The organism is Psychrobacter sp. H27, from assembly GCF_059072655.1.
The window spans coordinates 923,546-945,678 of sequence record NZ_JCACRX010000001.1; the positions used below are offsets into that span (position 1 = coordinate 923,546).

18 protein-coding genes and 3 tRNA genes are annotated in these 22,133 nt (G+C 43.7%); 8 read left to right on the plus strand and 13 right to left on the minus strand.

Annotated elements, in window-relative coordinates; translation table 11 throughout:
* Positions 1–57 precede the first annotated feature (57 nt).
* Complete coding sequence (locus tag AC5JPY_RS03615) at positions 58–795, minus strand: SDR family NAD(P)-dependent oxidoreductase (protein ID WP_493852141.1); 738 nt, start codon at positions 793–795, stop codon at positions 58–60.
* Positions 796–1,414: 619 nt separating this feature from the next.
* On the opposite strand from AC5JPY_RS03615, the gene AC5JPY_RS03620 reads away from it, so the two are divergent.
* Both AC5JPY_RS03620 and AC5JPY_RS03625 read left to right on the plus strand, forming a co-directional pair.
* Positions 1,415–2,617: a pyridoxal phosphate-dependent aminotransferase gene (locus tag AC5JPY_RS03620; RefSeq protein WP_493852142.1), complete on the plus strand. Its 1,203-nt coding sequence runs from the start codon at positions 1,415–1,417 to the stop codon at positions 2,615–2,617.
* Between the two features lie 277 nt (positions 2,618–2,894).
* A tRNA-Asn gene (locus tag AC5JPY_RS03625) sits at positions 2,895–2,970 on the plus strand.
* 193 nt (positions 2,971–3,163) lie between these two features.
* Here the strand turns inward: AC5JPY_RS03625 and AC5JPY_RS03630 are convergent.
* From AC5JPY_RS03630 to AC5JPY_RS03655, 6 genes are all read right to left on the minus strand, one after another.
* Positions 3,164–3,730: a DUF411 domain-containing protein gene (locus tag AC5JPY_RS03630; RefSeq protein ID WP_319050668.1), complete on the minus strand. Its 567-nt coding sequence runs from the start codon at positions 3,728–3,730 to the stop codon at positions 3,164–3,166.
* Positions 3,731–3,904: 174 nt separating this feature from the next.
* Positions 3,905–5,212, minus strand: coding sequence for an arsenic transporter (locus tag AC5JPY_RS03635; RefSeq protein WP_442967644.1), 1,308 nt, complete (start codon positions 5,210–5,212; stop codon positions 3,905–3,907).
* 50 nt (positions 5,213–5,262) lie between these two features.
* Positions 5,263–6,018, minus strand: a complete 756-nt coding sequence (gene arsH, locus AC5JPY_RS03640; protein ID WP_443526143.1) for an arsenical resistance protein ArsH — start codon at positions 6,016–6,018, stop codon at positions 5,263–5,265.
* A complete protein-coding gene (gene arsC / locus AC5JPY_RS03645; RefSeq protein ID WP_319050603.1) occupies positions 6,005–6,412 on the minus strand; it encodes an arsenate reductase (glutaredoxin) in 408 nt (135 codons plus the stop codon). The genes arsH and arsC overlap by 14 nt, the downstream gene beginning before the upstream one ends.
* A gap of 78 nt (positions 6,413–6,490) precedes the next feature.
* Positions 6,491–6,853: an ArsR/SmtB family transcription factor gene (locus AC5JPY_RS03650; RefSeq protein WP_319050604.1), complete on the minus strand. Its 363-nt coding sequence runs from the start codon at positions 6,851–6,853 to the stop codon at positions 6,491–6,493.
* 223 nt (positions 6,854–7,076) lie between these two features.
* The gene (locus tag AC5JPY_RS03655; protein WP_319050605.1) at positions 7,077–7,340 is read right to left on the minus strand and encodes a YrhK family protein; all 264 of its coding nucleotides are present in this window, start codon (positions 7,338–7,340) and stop codon (positions 7,077–7,079) included.
* Positions 7,341–7,716: 376 nt separating this feature from the next.
* Between AC5JPY_RS03655 and AC5JPY_RS03660 the strand changes: the two genes are divergently transcribed.
* Complete coding sequence (locus AC5JPY_RS03660) at positions 7,717–9,066, plus strand: MBL fold metallo-hydrolase (protein WP_319050606.1); 1,350 nt, start codon at positions 7,717–7,719, stop codon at positions 9,064–9,066.
* 351 nt (positions 9,067–9,417) lie between these two features.
* On the opposite strand, the gene AC5JPY_RS03665 is transcribed toward AC5JPY_RS03660, so the two are convergent.
* The 4 genes from AC5JPY_RS03665 to msrB all read right to left on the minus strand — a co-directional run bounded on the left by AC5JPY_RS03665 (position 9,418) and on the right by msrB (position 10,892).
* Positions 9,418–9,494 (minus strand) — tRNA-Asp (locus AC5JPY_RS03665).
* Between the two features lie 52 nt (positions 9,495–9,546).
* Positions 9,547–9,622, minus strand: a tRNA-Val gene (locus AC5JPY_RS03670).
* 223 nt (positions 9,623–9,845) lie between these two features.
* Entirely contained in the window at positions 9,846–10,331 is a 486-nt protein-coding gene (locus AC5JPY_RS03675; protein ID WP_443526142.1) for a glutathione peroxidase, read from the minus strand.
* 135 nt (positions 10,332–10,466) lie between these two features.
* Positions 10,467–10,892, minus strand: a complete 426-nt coding sequence (gene msrB, locus AC5JPY_RS03680; RefSeq protein WP_443526141.1) for a peptide-methionine (R)-S-oxide reductase MsrB — start codon at positions 10,890–10,892, stop codon at positions 10,467–10,469.
* An 817-nt stretch (positions 10,893–11,709) separates the two neighbouring features.
* Between msrB and AC5JPY_RS03685 the strand changes: the two genes are divergently transcribed.
* A complete protein-coding gene (locus AC5JPY_RS03685) occupies positions 11,710–12,996 on the plus strand; it encodes an aminotransferase class I/II-fold pyridoxal phosphate-dependent enzyme (RefSeq protein ID WP_443526402.1) in 1,287 nt (428 codons plus the stop codon).
* Between the two features lie 109 nt (positions 12,997–13,105).
* Here AC5JPY_RS03685 and AC5JPY_RS03690 read toward each other — a convergent pair whose 3' ends face one another.
* The gene (locus AC5JPY_RS03690; protein WP_443526140.1) at positions 13,106–14,713 is read right to left on the minus strand and encodes an inorganic phosphate transporter; all 1,608 of its coding nucleotides are present in this window, start codon (positions 14,711–14,713) and stop codon (positions 13,106–13,108) included.
* Positions 14,714–15,486: 773 nt separating this feature from the next.
* The gene (locus AC5JPY_RS03695) at positions 15,487–17,157 is read right to left on the minus strand and encodes an ATPase (RefSeq protein WP_443526138.1); all 1,671 of its coding nucleotides are present in this window, start codon (positions 17,155–17,157) and stop codon (positions 15,487–15,489) included.
* A 467-nt stretch (positions 17,158–17,624) separates the two neighbouring features.
* Between AC5JPY_RS03695 and AC5JPY_RS03700 the strand changes: the two genes are divergently transcribed.
* From AC5JPY_RS03700 to AC5JPY_RS03715, 4 genes are all read left to right on the plus strand, one after another.
* Positions 17,625–18,329 (plus strand): FFLEELY motif protein, encoded by a 705-nt coding sequence (locus AC5JPY_RS03700; protein ID WP_443526136.1) that lies wholly within the window; start codon positions 17,625–17,627, stop codon positions 18,327–18,329.
* Positions 18,330–18,531: 202 nt separating this feature from the next.
* The gene (ubiE, locus tag AC5JPY_RS03705) at positions 18,532–19,509 is read left to right on the plus strand and encodes a bifunctional demethylmenaquinone methyltransferase/2-methoxy-6-polyprenyl-1,4-benzoquinol methylase UbiE (RefSeq protein ID WP_443526401.1); all 978 of its coding nucleotides are present in this window, start codon (positions 18,532–18,534) and stop codon (positions 19,507–19,509) included.
* Between the two features lie 89 nt (positions 19,510–19,598).
* Positions 19,599–20,303 (plus strand): ubiquinone biosynthesis accessory factor UbiJ, encoded by a 705-nt coding sequence (locus AC5JPY_RS03710; protein WP_443526134.1) that lies wholly within the window; start codon positions 19,599–19,601, stop codon positions 20,301–20,303.
* A gap of 115 nt (positions 20,304–20,418) precedes the next feature.
* Positions 20,419–22,077 carry an ABC1 kinase family protein gene (locus AC5JPY_RS03715; protein ID WP_443526132.1) on the plus strand — a complete coding sequence of 553 codons (1,659 nt, stop codon included), beginning with the start codon at positions 20,419–20,421 and terminating at the stop codon, positions 22,075–22,077.
* The last annotated feature ends 56 nt before the right edge of the window (positions 22,078–22,133 follow it).

Consider the following 22,133-nt stretch of genomic DNA (forward strand, 5'->3'; position numbering starts at 1 on the left):
AAAGGCATTCCCTGTTATATTTTTACTATGTTAGTGAGTCATATATTCTGTGATAAATTATTTTTTATTCAGCTTTTCACTGACTTGCTGCCAGACCAGATCAGGCAGCGTACCCAATGCTTTTAGTGGCATAGTAAGTTTTTTGGGAAACTCGATAACCTCATGACCGCTATCGATACCATCACGGATGGCTTGACTTGCTTGCTTTGGCGTCTGGATAAACGGCATAGGAAAGTCATTTTGCTTGGTCATTGGCGTCTCGACAAAACCAGGTACGACAAGGCTGACCGACACCTCATGTGGCGCCAAGCTAATTTGTAGCGTTTTCATCAGGTAATGTATCGCTGCTTTTGAGCTACCATAAGCTTCAGCACGCGCAAAAGGCACATAAGCAGATGCAGAGCCGATACCGACAAGGCGACCTTTTGAAGCAATCAGATGTGGTAATACTCCTTCGATAGCATGAGACAACGTACCCATATTGACTGACATGACTTTCATAAAGGCGCTGCTATCGAAATTTGGCATGTCCAGATATTCACACATGCCAGCACCGCAAATCGCGAGATCAACCGTTTCGATTTTCGCAAAAGCTTCAACGACTTTATCTCGATCCATAAGATTCAAATCAATCGTTTCTGCACCCAATGACTTAAGTTCGGCTAATGCCTCATCATCCCGGCCAACGGCGTAGACGGTGTGTCCTTCTAATAGGTAATCCTTTGTTAACTGATTACCGATACCAGATGTCGCACCCGTAATGAGAATATGTAGATTTTCAGTAGAATTTGTCATGGTAATTGTCCTTTTTAATATTCTTATAGTATGAAATATATATTGTAAAGTGTGCCCTTCATCTAGAATCTAAGGAGACTTATCTTGGAAAACCACACGAGACTCTTCAATGAAGATTATTTGTCTTGCTTGCCTTTGACCGACTGTCTTATTTCTAACATGCCGTATTGACTCACGCATCGTATTGATTGATTTTGATTAAGCGATAAGCCATCTTATTTAACAAACCTAAATAATTATAGTGTATGGCGATAGGTTTATTGTTGTGACTTCGCAATTGCTGATATAAAAGCGCAATATCTTCGCAAAGCTTTAGCTATGCAGACAGGCAACAACCTTAATAAATGGTACGGTTCGCGATATCGCAACCGTTTACTATCGTTTTGTCATAGAGGCGATAAGACAGCTCTATACGGGCATGCTACAATATCAAGATAGCCATACGTACATTAGTGAACCGGTTCGTTGATGGGCAAATAAAGGCTATCTTCATGACAACATGAGACTGGCGTTATTATTGTTCAAGCCACTTAACATCTTGTCCTGACAGCTATAAAAACATTAAATCATTCATATCAGATTTTCTCCAATCCCACTCCCATATAAAAAAGGATCTCTCATGAGCGAGTTGCAACTGTCTGACCGCGTCAATAGCATTAAACCTTCTCCTACGCTAGCGATTACTAACAAAGCCAAAGAACTAAAAGCAGCTGGTAAAGATATTATCGGTTTGGGCGCTGGCGAACCTGATTTTGATACCCCTGATCACATCAAAAAAGCAGCAATCGATGCAATCAATGACGGCTTCACCAAGTATACTGCTGTCGATGGTACGCCAGAGCTAAAAGCCGCTATCATAGAAAAATTCAAGCGTGACAACGATATCAGCTACGAGCCAAACGAGATCCTAGTATCGGTCGGTGGTAAGCAGTCATTCTTCAACCTTGCCCAAGCCTTTATCAACCCTGGCGACGAAGTCATCATCCCAGCACCATACTGGGTCAGCTATCCTGACATGGTTATCATCGCAGAAGGCGTACCAGTCATCGTTAAGTGCCCAGCTGAACAAGACTTTAAAATCACCCCTGAACAGCTAGAAGGTGCCATCACTGACAAAACCAAAATGCTGGTACTGAACAGCCCTTCTAACCCAACGGGTATGATCTATACGCTAGATGAGCTAAAAGCCATTGCTGAAGTATTGAAAAAGTACCCACACGTCTATGTGGCGTCTGATGATATGTATGAGCACATCCGCTGGACAGGTGATAAGTTCTACAATATTTTAAATGCAGCGCCTGAGCTAAAAGACCGTGCCATTATCTTGAATGGTGTGTCTAAGGCCTATGCCATGACCGGCTGGCGTATTGGTTATGCTGGCGGCCCTGCCAAACTCATCGGTGCGATGAAAAAAGTACAGTCACAGTCTACTTCATGCCCAACGTCTATCAGCCAGGTTGCTGCAACCGCAGCGATCAACGGTGATCAAAGTGTGCTTAAGCCAATGATTGAGGCGTTTGAGAAGCGTTGTGACTTGGTTGTAGATGGTCTAAATGCTATCAAAGGTATTACTTGCCTGCGTCCTGATGGCGCATTTTATGTGTATCCAAACATTGTGCCGCTCATCAAAGCGGCTGGTTTGTCTTCTTGTACTGAGTTTTCAGCTTGGTTATTAGATAAAGTTGGTGTGGCAGTCGTACCTGGTGATGCTTTCGGTCTTGGTGGCTATATGCGTATCTCTTACGCGACTGACGAGGCTACTTTAAAAGATGCCTTGTCACGTATCGAAAAAGCCGTTGCTGATTTAGACGTTGCCGAGTAACTAAATCAACGCCAATTAGTGTTGCCAGTATTCTAGTAGATCTCGTATCTTGATAAATAAAGACGCCACATATTCTCTATGTGGCGTCTTTTTTAGGTAGTCTTTGGTTAGTTTTTGCCAAAAACCTTCTCTCAAGCTATTAAAATGATAATTTTTACTAATTATGCAAAAAAACGCTTGACGTATTTTTTATCTTTGCTAGAATACGCCCCACTTAGCAAGAACTCGTTAGAGGCTTCTAAGGCTCGTTGTAAGCGTTCAAATACTTACAACCTATTCTCCAATAGCTCAGTTGGTAGAGCAACGGACTGTTAATCCGTGTGTCCCTGGTTCGAGCCCAGGTTGGAGAGCCACATTTTAGTAGTAAACCTTTTGAGTCACTATAGATTCAATTATGGCATTTGCCAAAACCCCCATCAGTTTGATGGGGGTTTTTTTATGCTTATTATTTAGAATAATTTAGCGCTACACTTATTCCAACGTTTCGATAAGCGTCTGCATTTCTTTTAGCTCACATTTTTGTGTCTCAATAATATCATCGGCAAATTATAGCTGCTGAGCGATGGACTCAATATCTGCATATACTTGATTTATACCGTCCTTATTCATTTGCATAATTTGATAAGGCGAGAACTGGTCTTGATACTCCATACCTGGGCTACCGACTGGCATACCAGGTACAGCGAGCCCAATAGCTTGCTCTGGTGGGTTCTGTAAAAACTCTGCCACATACTTCGCCGGGACATGACCTTCAAAGATGTAGCCATCGGTCGTCACTGCCGTGTGACAAGAACGCATCTCATTAGGAACGCTATAGCGGTCTTTAATCAATGACAAATCAGCTGGGTGCTGGGCTGTCGAGACTAGCCCGTGCGTCTGTGCATGATCTATCCACTCTTTACAGCAACCACAGTTGGCATCTTTGTAGACGGTTGCAGATACATTCTTCAAAATACCAGTCTGGCTTGCTTGTGTCGCTGCTGTAGACTCTACTACCGCTTCAACGTTTGCATCTTTACTGGTATTGACACTTACCTCATCAGTATTATCAGACTGTGCGCATGCCGACAATAGAAGCGCAGTAACCAATACAGCTGCCCCGCGGATTGGCATTAGCAAATACTGACGAGGTTTGAGGATGGTGTTCACAGTAAGCATTGTCATTTTATACCCTCATTTTAGGTAAAACACGGATTGCATGGAGACCTTATCATGCCCAAACAAAGCTGATCATCGATACATTTATCAAATTGGCGTTCTAGTAAAGCGGGCTTGCTAATGCTTTGATTAGCTTGACAGCATAGGCAACCAAACAACCAAAGCTAACAATGTTACGAGTAGCACAGGAGGCGTAATCAACAAGCCTATTTTTATATACTGTCCCCAGCTGATTTTATAGTCTTTTTCTGCCAGTACATGCAACCATAATAAAGTGGCAAGACTACCAATCGGTGTAAACTTGGGGCCCAAATCATTGCCGATCACATTGGCATAAATCATCAGCTCTCGCGTCGCTGCGGGCACTTGAGCCTGATCAATCGCTAGCGCGCCGACCAAAGTCGCTGGCATATTATTCATGATAGACGCGATAATAGCAGATAAAAACCCAGTTCCTACTGTGGCAATGACTGCGCCCTGCTCTCCCAACCAATTAAGGATTTGTGCGCCATATGCAGTGAGACCTGCATTACCTAAACCATAAACCACCAAATACATACCAATGGAGAATAACACGATTTGCCAAGGTGCATTACGTAACACCTCACTCACAGAAACGACTGCACTGCGCCCGCCTTGCCACAAGCGACCAGCAATGGCCATCAAAACAAGGGCGGCCGCACCAGTGACAAGTGAAATCGGCAGCCCTAACGGTTCAGTCGCAAAATAGGCAAGAAGCAGCAAGCTCAATAACGGAAATGCAGCCCGAAACACCAATGGATCTGTAATAGCAGACTCTGGAGCACTTAAGTTATCAACTGGATAGCGCTTAGGGATATGACGCGCGTAAACAACCCATAGTACCAGTAGTGTCGCCAATACAGACACGATATTGACGGGTACCATGACCGCCGCATAACGACCAAACCCAATATCGAAATAATTGGCACTGACGATATTAACCAAGTTTGACGTAACCAAGGGCAGACTTGCCGTATCAGCGATAAAGCCTGTTGCGATGATAAATGCCAAAGCTGACGGCGGCGAAAAATTCAAACGCAGCAAGATAGCAATCACAATGGGTGTTAGTAATAGCGCTGCCCCGTCATTGGCAAAAAATGCAGAAATAAAGGCGCCAAGCACGACAATCATCGGAAATAGCAAGCGCCCTTGACCATTACCTAGCCTTGCCACATGTAGTGCCGCCCAGCCAAAAAACCCTGCCCGATCTAGGATAAGCGAGATGATAATCAGCGCCACAAAAGTAAAGGTTGCATCCCAAACAATATCCCAAACAATACCGACATCTGATAGCTGCACCACACCGAACACCAACGCGACAAGCGCGCCACCCATAGCGCTCCAGCCGATACCCAATCCTTTAGGCTGCCATATAACCAATACTAAAGTAACCACAAAAATAGCAAATGCAAGCATGATGCAACCTTACTTAAGCTGACTTTGTTCAGCCGATTTTTTATAAAAGACTAGATCGATTTTTGATTAACGCGATTTGATACTTGCTCAGCACTTTCAACGCGTTCTGAATAGCGATCGGTAAGGTATGCTGAGCGTCCGCGTGTGAGCCAAGTAAATTTCACCAGCTCTTCACAGACGTCAACCAGACGCAGGTATAAAGGCGACATATCCATACGATTGTCATCGTTGAACTCTAAGAACGCTTTAGGGATCGAAGATTGATTAGGGATAGTAATCATCCGCATCCAGCGTCCGAGAATACGCATTTGATTGACCGTATTAAAGCTCTGACTACCACCACTGACTTGCATCAGCGCTAGTGTTTTACCCTGAGTGGGTCGCACGCCACCTAGTGACAATGGTATCCAGTCGATTTGTGCTTTCATGATACTAGTGATACTGCCATGGCGCTCTGGACTCACCCACAGCATGCCTTCAGACCACTGTGCCAGCTCCCGCAATTCTTGCACTTTTGGGTGGTCCGAATCTACATCGTCAGGCAACGGCAAACCAGATGGGTCAAACATCTGCACTTCACAACCATACCAACGTAGCAACCGGCTCGACTCTTCAGCAGCTAATCTAGAGAATGAGCGCGCGCGGACAGAGCCGTACAACACCAGTATTTTGGGTGGGTGACGTGAATCATTTGGTGCAATAAGAGACTTAATATCGATAGGCTGTAGATTATCGATATCAATATTGGGCAAGTCATCAATATTAGAGGTCGTCATAGATGGCTGCGTAGCCTTAGCGTTTACCATGAGAGACAACCTCGCCATCTTCTTTGGTAAAGCTGCTTATTGGGTTATCTAACAGCTCAAAAACTCGCTCTGAAGGACGACATAAAGCTGCGCCCTTTTCGGTTACTACGATAGGACGGTTGATTAAGATAGGATGCGCGATCATCGCATCGATAATGTGATCGTCAGAGAGTTCAGGATTATCTAGCCCTAGCTCATCATTGATAGCTTCTTTGCTTCTTAATAGTTCTCTCGGAGAGATTTGCATTTGCGCTAATAGCTCAACCAAACGATCGCGCGTCGGTGTATTTTTTAGATACTCCACTACTTCTGGCGTTTCGCCTGATGCCTTAATAATAGCGAGGGTATTACGAGAGGTACCGCAATTAGGGTTATGAAAAATCAATGGCTTCATAGTGATATTACCTATTAAGTGTGTGTCTTTTAAGTGAAAGGCGTTTAAGTGAGTGCCGTTATTGAATGGATAATAGGTTTAATGATGGCTTTGTTCGGCAGACGCATCCATTCGGCAGCCACTCAAACTATCCATAAGTGAGGCGCACAGCTCTGGATGCCCTGCACAGCAGTCTTGGAGTAAGAATTGAATGACGCTGTCCATATGGGAGAGTGATGCTCGATAAATGATTTGCCGACTGTGTCGTTGAGAGACTACCCAGCCTGCTCGTGCTAGCACCGCTAGATGAGCTGACATCGTATTGTGCGGCACACCAAGCTGACGGGCTATTTCGCCCGCAGGGAGACCTTCAGGCTCGTGGCTGACCAGCAGCTTAAAAGCCTTTAATCGAGTATCTTGAGAGAGCGCAGCAAAGCTTGCAATAGCATTAGTTATTTCCATATGTCCAATAATACAGACATATTAAAAATAGTTCAATGTTTTTTGAACGAGGTTTTCATTTCTTAGAGGTATCAGGCATTATTCATCATGGCATGATAAATCAAACCAACGCACCTTAGTAATGCACCACAAGCATTAGCAATTATCAGTTTCAGAAGTAAGACTGGATAGGAAATAATTTGATGCTACGGCTTGATATAGTATTACCTACCTTGGCAACTTATTATTTTTTTGCGCGTTTAAATACCCTACCAACATGAATCAAGCTAATTAGCTTAATTAGCGGTTTGATAAGTAGTTGTGCGCTGCCAAGGATGAATAGCCATGTACCGTCCGTCGTCAACGATTCTTTCAAAAAGAAAAAGCTACCAATCAAAAACCAAACAGCAATGAGTAAATCATTCACTGCACCCAAAGCGTCATATCGTCGCTGTATGACAATATGCTCTTGCCCAACATCAACATCTAATGCCTTGTGGTCACTCAAAATTTATCCTTTACTTGCATGTATTTGAGTCATAGATATATCAATTGGCCAGCATCTCTGTCAACAAGCTACTGTAAAAAACCTACTAAATAAGACGTCTGTTTTTAACTTCACTAACTAACGTTCAATAACTTTATTACATTTATAGAATTTTTAAACCTGAAAACAGCATACATGAGACGCTAAATATCGATCCAAAAAATCGCTGTTTATTGGATGAATACCTATATAAATATAAAGTTAATATATGTTATTGTATATTGATAGATATTAAGAAAATCTCAGTGAGTAAGAATTCAATCAGACAAATCAATGTAACTAGTAAGATGCTACTGGCAAAAATCTCATTTGACATAATTATAATAAGGAAAAGACCATGCTATTAGAAAAAATTAAAACACCTGGACTGTCTCACCTATCCTATTTGGTAGGCTCTGGTGGTAAGGCAGCGGTGATTGATCCGCGTCGTGACTGCGCGATATATGTAGAAAAAGCGCGTGCAGCAGGGCTTGAAATCACACATATTTTTGAGACGCATCGTAATGAGGATTTGGTCTCTGGCGCCCCTATTTTAGCAGCCTTGACAGGGGCTATCGTCTTGCACGGACCAAACCCAGAACAACCTATTGTCTACGCTCAGACAGCACGTAATGGTGATTGCTTCATCATCGGTCAACTTGAAATCCATGCTCTGGAGACTCCTGGCCATACCGATGATCATCTGGCTTATGCACTGTTTGATACCGCATATCCAGACAAAGCCGTCGGCGTCTTTACAGGCGATGCACTATTCGTCGGTGATGTGGGCCGTACCGATTTCTATCCTGATCGTCGCAGGGAAGTGGCAGGTCTACTTTATGACTCGTTACAAGACATTCTAGCACTTGGAGATCAGGCCATTATATATCCCGCTCACGGTGCTGGTTCAGTATGTGGCTCAGGTATGGCGGAGCGTGAGTTTTCTACTGTTGGTCATGAACGAATGAATAACCCGCGTTTGCAGATTACTGATCGTGAGGCATTTATTGACTTTAAGACTAACGAAAACCATTATCAACCGCCCTACTTTAGGTTGATGGAGCGTCTCAACATGGAGGGCGGTGAAGCACCTCCTACTGTTATGCGTCCTCGTAGCCTCTCGCTCAAGCAGCTGCATGACTGCGGTGCCGATCATCTCATCGATATTCGTGAGCCAATGGCCTATGCATCCGGACACCTGCCTGAATCGATGAGCTTACCTGTCAATATGCTACCTGCATTTGCTGGGTGGTTTATTGAGGAAGGACAAAGCTTGGCACTGATTGCTTCTGATGAAGAGCAACTAGCGACTGCAATGGAGCATCTGGTACGCATTGCTTTTGATAATATTGTCGGGGGCTATGTGGGTGTCGTTCCTGCTGCTGCCCAAGGCGCGCGGATGCAGCGAACCCCTATGATTGACACCTCTGAAGTAAAAAATCGTCTGGACAATGCTCAGAACTGGACTTTGCTAGATGTACGTGATATCGACGAGAGAAACGATAGTGCGATTGAAGGCTCACAGCATATCTATGTTGGTCATCTGAACAAGCGTTGGCGTGAGCTCGACCAGAGTCGCCACTATACCTTGATGTGTGCCAGCGGAGCTCGAGCAACGATAGCAGCAGGATGGCTTGCTAGTCGAGGTTTTGAGCATATTGATATCTATCTAGGATCAATGGGCGCATGGCAAGCAACGCGTGACTAACCCTCTATCTGTAGCTAGAGCCTATAATGAGCCAAACGTGTCATAAATTATAGATAATACACTTTAAGCAAAGCTCCTTTAAAACGCTGTATCTAAAATAAATATGATGACCCTTCTTTTATTCAATACAAGACTGATGTAAAAGAAGGGTTCACGCTCTAGCTGACCTTTAATTGATATGACTTAACTACATATAAATTATAATTCTAGATTATAACTCTTACTATATTTTCTTATCTGACTTATAACTCATAAAACATAGATAAAAACACAGGCACAAAAAAACCCCAAACAACCTAATGTTTGAGGCGAAACTTGCTTAAACTCGAAAGTCTAAATTCGTTTTAAATATGGCGCAGCGGACGGGACTCGAACCCGCGACCCCCGGCGTGACAGGCCGGTATTCTAACCAACTGAACTACCGCTGCTTAGGTCGTCTTAGCTTCTTGCTCTTATTTAAGGAGCCCACTTGCTAAGAAGTGGTGGGTGATGACGGATTCGAACCGCCGACATTCTGCGTGTAAGGCAGACGCTCTACCAACTGAGCTAATCACCCTTCGAACAATTGCGATGCAATTTATTCAACATCAACTGAGCCCTAAGTTTGTCACTAAGCTCTGCTGCTGTGGGTGTGTATTATATAGATTTACACATGGCTGTCAAACGCTATTTTCTACTTTTTGAGATATTTTTGACGTTTTTATCCAAATATTTAGCAAGCATATGTTTTTGTTGATTTTATATTTTTCCAAAAAATCAAAGTTTTTGGTAGATGCCATTTATTTATTCGCTAGTGCCTGCTCAATATCACTTTTGATTGCTTCTGGCTTAGTTGTTGGAGCATAGCGGTCAATAACCTGTCCTTTACTATCGACCAAAAACTTCGTGAAGTTCCATTTGATACCGTCGGTCAGCACACCACCTTTCTGATCCTTGAGCCATTCGTAGATAGGATGAGCATCTGATCCGTTGACATCGGTTTTTGCCATCATAGGAAAACTGACACCATAGTTCTTTTGGCAAAACGCGCCAATCTCGTCATTACTGCCTGGGTCTTGGCTACCAAATTGATTACAAGGAAAGCCGACAACTACCAGCCCTTGATCTTTGTACTGTTGATATAACGATTCCAACCCTTCGAACTGCGGCGTAAAACCACATTTGCTTGCCGTATTGACGATTAGCAATACGTTGTCTTTATAATCAGAGAATGCTTGCGAACTACCGTCCATACGCTCAGCGGTAAAATCATAAATAGTACTCATTATTCATCCTTAAATCGAGGTTTGGTTATTTTTGGTGTTGGTTCAAAAGCTTTATCTTCTTAATGATATGAACAGTAGAAAATATTGAAAAGGAAGCACTCTGTACTTCCCTCTCACACTGCTAATAATAAAACCCTACTTCTCAGACTTATCTAAATCAATAGATACTGAGTTGATGCAGTAGCGCATACCTGTCGTCTCAGTAGGTCCATCTGGGAATACGTGACCCAAATGGGCACCGCAGTTGCTACAGGTGACTTCTGTGCGAGTCATGCCAAGCGAGTTGTCAACGTGCTCGTCAATCGCGCTGTTGTCGATACCTTGATCAAAACTTGGCCAACCGCAGCTAGCATCAAACTTTCTGCTCGAATCAAACAAGCTAGCACCGCAGCCCTTACAGCGATAGACGCCATCATCAGTTGCATCGTTGTACACACCTGTGAATGGACGCTCCGTACCTTTCTCACGCATCACGTGGTATTCATCAGCACTTAGACGCTCTTTCCAGTCAGCTTCAGTCAATTGGCTGATCTCTTCTTTGCTTAATTGATTATCTTGCATAATTTATCCTTATTCGAGTATTTATTGTCTAATCTCGATAACTGTTTTATCGCCATATAATTATGAAAACGATGTGCCCTATCTGTTGGTTATTGCCTCACTATTCAAGGTATAAACAAAGGGAGTGCTGCTAATATTATTGGATAAGTAGCATTGCTAATGAGATTGATTAAGTAAAATATAGCAAATTACCTCTACATAATAATGGGTAAAGATGTAATTTTGATACGTCTAACGCCTATTATTGATATACAAACATTCCTAATTGAAGAGTTGTTTATAGCTAATGCAAGTATAACTTGCATATAAGATTATTTGTTTAAAACTATTTGCAAAACACTTTTGAATGCAATAATATCTTGCATTAGTGTTAAGTAAAAACACGTATCTCAGGTTATAAGTTTACTAATCAATAAAGGTTCCAATAACAATGTCTGATGATAAGAATAAAAGCACGCAAGCAGAACGGTTGGTCCAGTTACGACATGACAAAGGATTCACCGCTGAACAATTGGCACAAGCCATGACAGCTGCTGGTGCCAAGGTCAGTCGCGGCGCTATCTCAAACTGGGAACGTGGCACCAATGGCATCGTCTCATCAAAGCTGCCCACACTCGCCCGTATTTTGGGGTGTAGCGAAGGCTACCTGCTACGCGGAGAGCTAAAGGGCGAAGGCACTGACAACAATGAATTAACTGTACCTACAAAACAGATTACGCAAGATACAGATGCCGACATAGCTACTGAAATAGCTACTGACATAAATGCGACGTCACATAATCAAATAAATACCAAAACAGACACTATTCAACCTGCTATGTCTTCTAATACTGTCAAACACACATACACTCATTCGACAAACGGTCACGCTATGAATACCATCAAAAAATCTGACAAACTGCAGAACGTCTGCTACGACATTCGTGGCCCACTATTACAGACTGCCAATAAAATGGAGGCTGAGGGCAAGCGCATATTGAAGCTTAATGTTGGCAATCCAGCACCGTTTGGTTTAGAAGCGCCTCATGAAATTTTGCGTGATGTCGCCATGAACCTATCTGAAGCTACTGGCTACTCAGACTCGCAAGGCATTTTTTCAGCGCGCAAAGCGATCTTGCAGTACTACCAGTCTAAAGGGCTGCTGTCAGCGGTAGATGTGCGTGACGTTTATCTAGGTAATGGGGTCTCTGAGCTGATTGTGATGACTATGCAGGCACTGATGAATGATGGCGATGAGGTACTGATTCCGATGCCAGACTATCCGCTTTGGACAGCGGCTGCTAACCTCGCTGGTGGCACCGCTGTACACTATCGCTGTAACGAAGAAGACAACTGGCACCCTGATATTGAAGATATCAAATCTAAAATTACCACCAAGACAAAAGGCATCGTGGTTATCAACCCCAACAACCCAACAGGTTCCCTGTATAGCGATGAGCTACTAAAACAGATTATTGAGGTTGCCAAAGAGTACAATTTGATCATCATGGCAGATGAGATTTATGATCGTATTCTTTATGATGATCACGTGCACACCCCTATGAGCACCTTAACTGACGAAGTACTGGTGCTCTCATACAATGGCTTGTCAAAATCACACCGTATTGCAGGGTTTCGCTCAGGCTGGATGATGGTATCTGGTCGCAAGCAGCACGCTACTGACTTTATTGAAGGCTTGGATATGTTAGCCTCTATGCGCCTTTGTTCTAATGTTCAGGGACAATACGCTATTCAAACCGCTATGGGTGGTCACCAAAGTATGCAAGAGCTAACCTCGGAAAAAGGTCGCCTATATAAGCAGCGCGAAATGGCAGTCTCACGTCTTAACGCAATTAAAGGCATTTCTTGCACCATGCCCCAAGGCGCATTTTATTGTTTTCCAAAAATGGATCCAGAAGTCTACCCTATCGACGACGACATGAACTTTATGATGGACTTACTGGTCGAAGAAAACGTATTGATGGTGCAAGGAACAGGATTTAATTGGGACAAACCAGATCATTTCCGCTTGGTCTTTTTACCTAATCTGCACGACTTAGAAAACGCGATGGATAGACTGGATAGGTTTTTTGCAAAGAAGCGTCAACAGTTTGGTACCGACTAAACACACCGTTAGCGAGTGGATCAAAAAAACGCTTATTAGCATGAGGCTAATAAGCGTTTTTTGTTGTTCTTAGCATAGTCGCAACCTAAATGTCGCAACGAGACACATACTAAAAAATGTTTTTCAAAACAACATAGCTGATCGCTGATAGTCCAGCGGCAACTGGCAAGGTGATTACCCATGCAAGACCAATTGGCTTCATTAGCGCCCAATTAGTGTCTCTATTGACGATACCAATACCAAGTACAGCACCTACCAAAGTATGCGTACTAGATACCGGTAGACCTAAGGTTGATGCACCCATAACAACCGCAGCAGCAGCAAGCTCTGCTGAGAATCCTGACGCAGGATGCATTTTTGCTAGATTGGTACCAACCGTTTGAATCACTTCTTTACCGATGAACCAAAGACCTACGATCAACGCAACACCAAAAGTCAGCATGACAGCTGGCGGTACTGCTGCTTGTGAGGCAATCTCATTGGTACGGATAACATCCATGATGGCAGCAAAAGGACCAACCGCATTAGCGATATCGTTTGAACCATGACTAAAGGCAAAGGCTGATGCAGTAAATACCTGCATCCAGCTGAACATAATAAAAGTAGCCTTGGTCAGATCTTCTTTGTGCTTACCGCGAATACTCTTGGTGTAGATAAAGGTCGCTAGCCAAACTAAGGCTGCGATCATACCCATGATCAAGAAACCCTGCAGCGTGGTCAGATTACTATTAACGTTTTTAAGACCTTTAAACACGACCAAGGAAGTCATGACTGCGCCGCCCAATGCAGCAATAATAGGTACCCATTGCTTAAGCGCTTTTAGCGTATCAAGATTACTACGCTCGTTTTCGATTTCATAAAGCTCTTTGTAGTAATCAGTTTCTAAGTCTGTGACGACACAATCATCATCTTTATAGATTTCTTGATCACGTAGCATCGCTGAGGTATAAGCCAGCTGTTCTGACTCTGTCAAACCATCCAAAAACTCTTTATGATTTTGCTTTAGTACCTTTTTATTGGCTTTTAGCTCACCGATATGGGCTTCTGTTTGATCATTATACGCAATGATATTTTTCTTAATGAGACCATATAGGATATATGCTAATACACCACCTAGCAGCGGTGATAGAACCCAAGAAATAGCGATGGTACCAACCGTACCCCAATCTACGGTAGATAGTGCAGTAGCGCTACCACCCAAATCGAATCCTAGAACGATAGAACTACCAATGACACCGCCAATAATAGAATGAGTCGTCGATACTGGTAGCCCCCTGCGTGTGGCAAATAGCAGCCAAAATGCAGCGGCGATCAATGCTGAGAGCATGACATAAATAAACTGGTTGGGTGTGACTGTCAGACCGTCCAAGTCAACGATACCTTTACGAATGGTATCGGTAACCTCACCACCTGCCAATACTGCACCAGAAACCTCAAATATCGCGGCTACCCCTAACGCTTGGGGAATGGTTAGCGTTCCTGCCCCTACCGAAGTACCGAAGGAGTTGGCAACATCGTTACCACCGATGTTGAATGCCATAAAGACACCAAACGCGGTTGCCACAATGAACAGCGTCGTTTGCTGACGCATGGTGTAATCTAAACCCCACCACAAAAAGTAGACGGTCATCGCAATTAATAGAATGGCAAAAAATAGATTTACTTTCATAGAGCCGACTGGTTGAGTTGGCTCTGTAGAACTGTTGCTAATACCCATACGTTGATACGTCCTGCGTAAGCTGATTGAAATTATATGCGATTAGGACATTGCGTAGCATTTAAGCAGATGATGCTAATCTGCATTTCGACTGCTTGATATGTGCGCAATGTGTTTTCTAAACAGTGAACTTAAAATAATGAACTTTTAACATGCTATTGCTGCCGTAATCCTAAATCTATCGTTGCTTTTGCACGTCTGATTTAGGTCGATAATAGTAGGTCAACAAGAAATACTCCCTACCAAAACACATCACTCCATATATCACAAAGCCGCAAGGTATAGTGCTCAATCATTCGATTACAGCATCTCGCGGCTTACAACTCTGATAGTGGTACTGTTTTTATTTATCTCTAGTACGGCAGTAATATTGGTTGAATCTCTGCCCTAATCATAAAATATTCGTTTACTAGGAGACTTTATGACATAACAGAGGCAATTTTGCCCCTATTATATTAAATATAATCACATAATGCATAATGATATTGCAAGATTTGTAACTGGGAATGTGTACGTTTGATGTCACTCTTTCTCGATGACAGATTGAATTGAGTATGTTTTGTTCCATTAGCCTATTAATAGGCAACTTGTAGGCGCTATCAACAGCGAGCTGTCAGTATAAACCATTGTCAAAAATCACTATTCAAATCATGACCATCACAGGCCTAACTATTAAAGTCCAGACATTAAAGCGCAGGCATTGAAGCCAAGTTCTGAAAACCAAAACATCAAAACTCTAATAGTGAAACCTAATCATTAAAAATTAGTTATTTTTATTCAGCTACTGCTGATAGCTGCTCAATCGCATGATCTAACACATCCAAACGTGCTTGGCGTTTTTCATTGGTTGCAATAACACACCATGGCGCTGTTTTTGTGTCTGTGCGTGCCAGCATATCCGCGGCAGACTGCACATAATCAGACCACTTATCACGGTTGCGCCAGTCATCATCAGTCAGCTTAAATTGCTTGTGCGGTGTGTCTTGGCGATCCTCAAAACGTTCAAGCTGCTCTTTTTTGCCAATAGCCAACCAGTATTTTATAACCAACGTTCCTGCAGCTGCCAAATCTGACTCAAAGCGATTGATTTCATCATACGCGCGCTGCCATTCGTCATTGGTTGCAAACCCTTCAATACGCTCAACCAATACGCGCCCATACCAAGTGCGATCAAAAATAGCGATACGACTGATACGATTGGTTTGCTCAGCAGGCAATCTGGTCCAGAACCGCCATAAGTAAGGATGCTGGGTCTCGTATAACATCGGTGCGCCAATATTATAAACTTGATACTCACGTGGATCGAGCGCTGCCACTAGTCTCTTAATCGCACCGCCTTTTCCAGCGGCATCCATGCCCTCAAAAGCAAAGACGATATGGCGACCTTTGCGCGCACGTAATAGCTCAGCAAGACGCGCTTGCTTCTCTGCCAGTGCTTCGCGGTAGTCAGACTTACTGATTTTTGAGTCGTCTATGTCAGTCAATTTCTTAGGTATCTTGACAGGCTTAAAGGGCTTTTTGTCAGCATCTGACTGAGACTTTTTCTTCTTAGATTGAGATTTTTCAGCCTTGGGTGCACTTTTGCGACTACTTACCAGTGAGGCTTGCATGGCATGCAAGACTTCATGACAGAAGTTATCAGCGGCTACAGACTTGTCGTCGCCATCGATAATAATCCAATCACCTTGCTGTTCGAGTAGCGTCGCTGCTACCTCATTAAATTTTTCGATGACTTTTTTGCTGTTCCAGTCTATTTGATACAAAAACTGCGGATCCGCTTCATCATCTTCCAAGCGACTTTGCAGCGTGTCAGCGTCAACATGAAACCAGCATTTCAATACTCTGGTATGATTGGCCACAAGGTCTTGTTCAAACGCTTTTAACACTTCTAATTGTTGCTGTAGATAGTCTTGCCACTGAGCAATAGGTAGTGCGTCTGTGTCGATACTATTATTCATTAACTGAGCATTCGTAGACTGATCTTGGTCACTTTTATCATCTGATGCTGCCAATCGCATGATGTTGTATAGCAAGTCAGCATACCAATTACCGAAATACACCATCACATCACCATGGCGCGGCATATCACTCGTATGGGCTTGCCAAATAGGCTGATAGCTTAGTGATGCCTGACCAATGGTTGCTTCAACCTTGAGTAGTCTTGGATCAACCCACTGTCTGAGCTGCTTAACTGATGTGCCCTTACCTGCCTGCTCCATCCCATTGACAAGCACCAATAGTCCTGTTGGTTTGTTGGTGGTTTGCTGACGCGTGGCTCTTAGTGCATATTGCGCTGTCACTAGCGCCAGTCTCAGCGCATCCTCATCCATAGAGAACTGGCTCAAAGGATTGGGCGTTAGGCGCTGCTCGACGACTTGCTCACTAAATTGTGCACTCACCGCTTGTAGTGCCGCAGGTTCAGTAGTATCATTTTTTTGGGACATGATTGGACTCGCTTTTATTTATAGTAACTGTATTTTTGGTAGCTATATTCTTAGTAACTTTGTCTTTATTAAATGATGTTTTTGCTGATCTTTATTATTGCTCGGTCATTTTATTGTCAGATAATATCAAAACCTTTGACCAAGAAGCCTGTCATGAAGAAGCTGTTAATTAAAAAGCTATGCGTTAAGAAGATTTCCGCTAAGTGCTTCTGCACACAGCGGATATTGCTAGCAAAACGTTCTTTGAATTGTCTTTTCGGCTATTTTTATCTCACTTAATCATAGCACCACGCCAATCGAGTAAATAATAGTGCTATGTAACAGTTTGGCATTTGTATTCTTATTTATTTTCTTTTAAGGTGAACACAATTTTTAGTGCTTGTTAACATAGATGCTCAAACACTCACTACATCAAATCAACATACCTACTTTTTAAAATATTATTTACCTCTATAGGATTTACTGCCATGGCCGCTTTAGCTGATCTACAACAGCACTTGAACCGTTTTTGGGCACTACCTCATCATCAGGATGAGCAACTGAGCATTAAGCTCAAAGAAGTACAAACATGGCAGCAAGCACGCATACGTCATACTCATCGCGCACTGTTTGAGCAGCCAAAAAACCAGCTAATGGCAGATTATTTTTTGACCCAGTTGTATGGGGGTGATGAATTCAAGGTGTTGGCTGAACAGCTAGCACGTATATTGCCAAAAGCCAAAAAACTAGAGCGTCTTGCCAAAGAATCTGCGTTAGAAGCTGGTAGCATGGGCATCCAAGCCGCGATTTTGGCCATTGAGCTAGACTTGCACTTAGCACAGTGGCTGCTCGATCAAAACTTGCCTGTGAACGAAGACAACATGCTGGCCGCTTACCGTGCTGTGGACGAAGAGGCAGAGCGCCGAGTACAGATTGCCAATCTAAAAGAGGTATGCTATCGCACGGACAAACACTTAAACTCATTCATGCTAAAAAAGGCGTTTGGCTTAGCAAAGACCACAGCATATCGTCACGGTTATCAACCGCTTTATGACTTTATTGATACAGGCTTTAAGGCGATGAAACCTCTTAAGAGTGTCAGCGACTTTATTGAGCCGTTTTGTAAGCGTGAACTACTGATCGTCGATGAGGTGCATAATAGCGATAAGCCAGTAGGGTTTGGTGTATCATAGAATACATCATTTAGAGTTCAATCAGCTCTTATAATACATTAGGCTGTATGTAGTCTAATAAAAACGATAGGGAAACACGATGACCGATACTTCAAACAATAACAGTGCCCATCTTGACCATACCATACCTACCAATAGTCACTTGCAAAACAAACTGGTAGAGGACAGTATCGCTCATAACCAGCAGATAAGCGCACAGATAATGCGTGCCCAGACAGCGGCATCTAACGCAGATAACAGCAATGCTGCTCATAACAGCAACAATGACTTTACCAAAGTTCAAGATCTACCAACTGGAACGCCGCAAGGCCAGCAAACGACTATGCCAAACAGCAATAAGAGTAGTAGCGCTAACAACAGTACCGCGCAAACGATCAAGCAAGCACTATTTAACCAACGCGATGACATCAACAATCCGCATACGCCAGATACTGATGGCGACGAGCCAACGCATTTTGGGTACAAGACCGTCAATAAAGCTGAAAAGCAAGCACGCGTGGCTGATGTCTTTACGTCTGTCGCCAAAAAATACGATATCATGAACGACTTGATGTCATTTGGTATTCATCGTCTATGGAAGCGCTATGCTATTAGTCTATCAGGCGTTCGTGCGGGTCAGCATGTATTAGATATCGCTGGCGGTACGGGCGACTTAGCTAAAGTATTTAGCCGTGAAGTCGGTAGAAACGGTCATGTTGTATTGTCAGATATCAACGCTGCTATGTTAGAGGTGGGCCGTGAACGTCTGATCAATGCTGGCTGTAACAATGTTGATTTTGTACTGGCGAACGCTGAAACATTGGCACCATTTGATGATGAAAGCTTTGATCTAGTGACCATTAGCTTTGGTCTACGTAACGTCACAGACAAAGACGCAGCGCTAAAAGCCATGTACCGCGTGCTAAAACCAGGCGGTCGCTTGTTGATTCTGGAATTCTCAAAGCCCGTGTTTGAGCCATTATCAAAAGCCTATGATTTGTATTCGTTTACCGCCCTGCCAGTCATGGGCAAGCTGATTGCTAATGATTCTGAGAGCTATCAATACTTGGCGGAATCAATTCGCATGCACCCTGATCAGCAGACCTTAAAGCAAATGATGCAACAAGCTGGCTTTGAAAACTGTGATTATCACAACTTGACTGCTGGTATTGTTGCTGTGCACCGCGGCTTTAAGGCGTAGAGCACAACTGGCAATACCCTATTGAACTGACGTCAATACTTAATATTCTATGCGCTAATCAAGCGCTCACTTAACGATGCGAGAGCCTTATGCTAACTGTATTACTATTGGCTGGTGCCGAAAAGCTGATTAATATTGCGATTGCAAGTGACGAGATTACCAAAGCAGGTTTGGCACCACTTGCGGGTAAAGTATTGCGTCTCAATATGGGCATGCCTGATATTGACTTAGATGTCCTGTTCTCTCATGAACGCTTGCGTTTTGAGCCAGTCATGACTGAAAGTGTGTTTGAGCCAAGTGGCCAGATGAGCGAACGCCAAAGAGCCAGTATGGAGCGCGCGCGTTTTGGTCATAGCCGGCCAGACTGTACCATCACTGTAGACAATCCTGCGCAGCTGCTCAATCTGATGCGCGGCGCTGAAGGTAACTTACCAATCGCTGGTGATTACAAAGTACTAATGCAGCTTAAACAGCTGGTGGCAGGCTTTGATCCCGATGTAGCAGGTCAGCTTGAGCCACTGATTGGTAAACCGATGGCCAGTCAATTACATCTTCTCATCTCTCAGCTCAAAGGTACCTGGCGTCACAATGCCAAACGTGCTTTTGACGATGTTAGTGATTGGGCCAACGACGTTGCCGGTAATAGCACACCTGATCCTGTCGAAGTCGCTGAAGCCAATGACCTCAAACAGCAACTCTTAAAGCTGCGGGCAGATGTCGAACGTGAACAAGCCAAGCTTGCTGCTATCAAAGAAGAGCAAGCACGTTTCCTCAACAACTCATTTCATCAGTAGTTTGTTTTATGAGTAGCGTATTTAACCCATGATCAGCAATCAGTATTGCTGGTCATATTTACTATAAAACATAGCGCCTACCCTATTTTCGTTTTTGTCCAGAGTACCCTATCCCATGCTACTATCTCACCGCGCCCGTTTACTTGAGCTTTGGCGTATTGCCGCCACATATCGCCTCGATACCCATTTTTCTGTCGAGGAAGCGCCGCAGCTACAACCGTTAATGCGCCTAATTCGTACGCATCCGGCAGCATGGGGCAAGAAGCACCAGCCAAATGCCATTAAATACGCGCTTGAAGATATGGGTACACTATTCCTCAAATTAGGCCAGCTGCTCTCAACACGCCGCGATCTGGTACCACCTGAGATTATCGCTCAATTGGTACAACTGCAGGACAAAGTTAAGCCTTTTGATGCTGATATTGCTGTCGCTCAAATTGAGCACGCGAAACATGGTCTCGGTCAGCCTGTCGATACCTTGTTTGCCCGATTTGATATTAAGCCACTGGCGGCAGCCTCTATTGCACAAGTCCATACGGCAGCATTGCATGACGGACGTGAAGTCGTCGTAAAAGTCGTACGTCCTGATATTCGTACTGTGATCGTTTCTGATTTTGAATTACTACGAGAACTGGCAAGTTGGGCATCTGCCCGTATAGAAGCTGCGCGCGCCGTACATATCATTGATATCGTCGAAGACTATCGGCAAGTCATGCTCAATGAGCTGGATTTGACGCTTGAGGCTGACAATACCACGCAAATGCGCAACAACTTCTTGGGTTCAGCATTGATGTATGTGCCTGAAGTGTATGATGCTGCCAAAAACGTGATGGTCATGGAGCGTATCCAAGGGGTGCCCATCTCACAAGTTGAGATATTCGATCAGCTGGGTTATGACCGTGCAGCGCTTGCCGAAAAAGGTCTAACGATATTCTTTACGCAAGTGTTCCGTGATAACTTTTTTCATGCCGATATGCATCCAGGTAATGTATTCGTTGAGACACCGCCTGTGCAGACACTACACGAAGGTATGGCAGCAGTTGATTTGGGGCATGAACCACGCTATATCGGGCTTGATTGCGCCATCATGGGCACCCTATCAAAAGACGATCAGCTTATCGTGGCACGAATGCTACTTGCGGTCATGAATAACAACTTTACCGCGGTCGTCGATATCGTTAGCCGTGCAGGCTGGATACCACCAAATGCTGACAAGCATGCCCTAATGCGTGATATGAAGCGCACCGTGGGCCCTATGCTACAAAAATCAATCAATGATATCGATTTTGCTGGCGTACTAATGCAGATTTTAGACATTGCGCGTCGTCATCATATGAGCATCCCGCCTCAACTGATGCTATTGCTCAAAACCTTAGTTCATGTAGAAGGACTCGGTCGCGACTTGTATCCTGATCTGGATATTTGGTCGCTTGCCAAGCCCATCCTGAGCAGTTGGATTAAGGAGCAGTTAGATCCTATGCGTAATCTACAACAGTTACGTCAGCAGCTGCCTGAAATGCTACTGTCTACCACCGATATCCCTAAACTACTTGATCAAGGTCTACAAAGCCTTGCCTCACAAGGATCACGTCAGGACAGTCAATTGCGTGAAATTCAGCAGATCCGCGCTGACATGCTCAATGACCGTCGCCGCGATTGGTTGGCACTGGCTGGATTCGGTATCAGTATTGGTATTGCAACGCAAGTGGGCTGGTTTGCACCCTTGTTTTATTTGTTAGCTGTTTTAGTCGTTGTATGGCGTATCCTAATGTAATTATAATAGAACAAATGCCTGTTATTAGCGATATCAAATAAATATCGATTATGTTA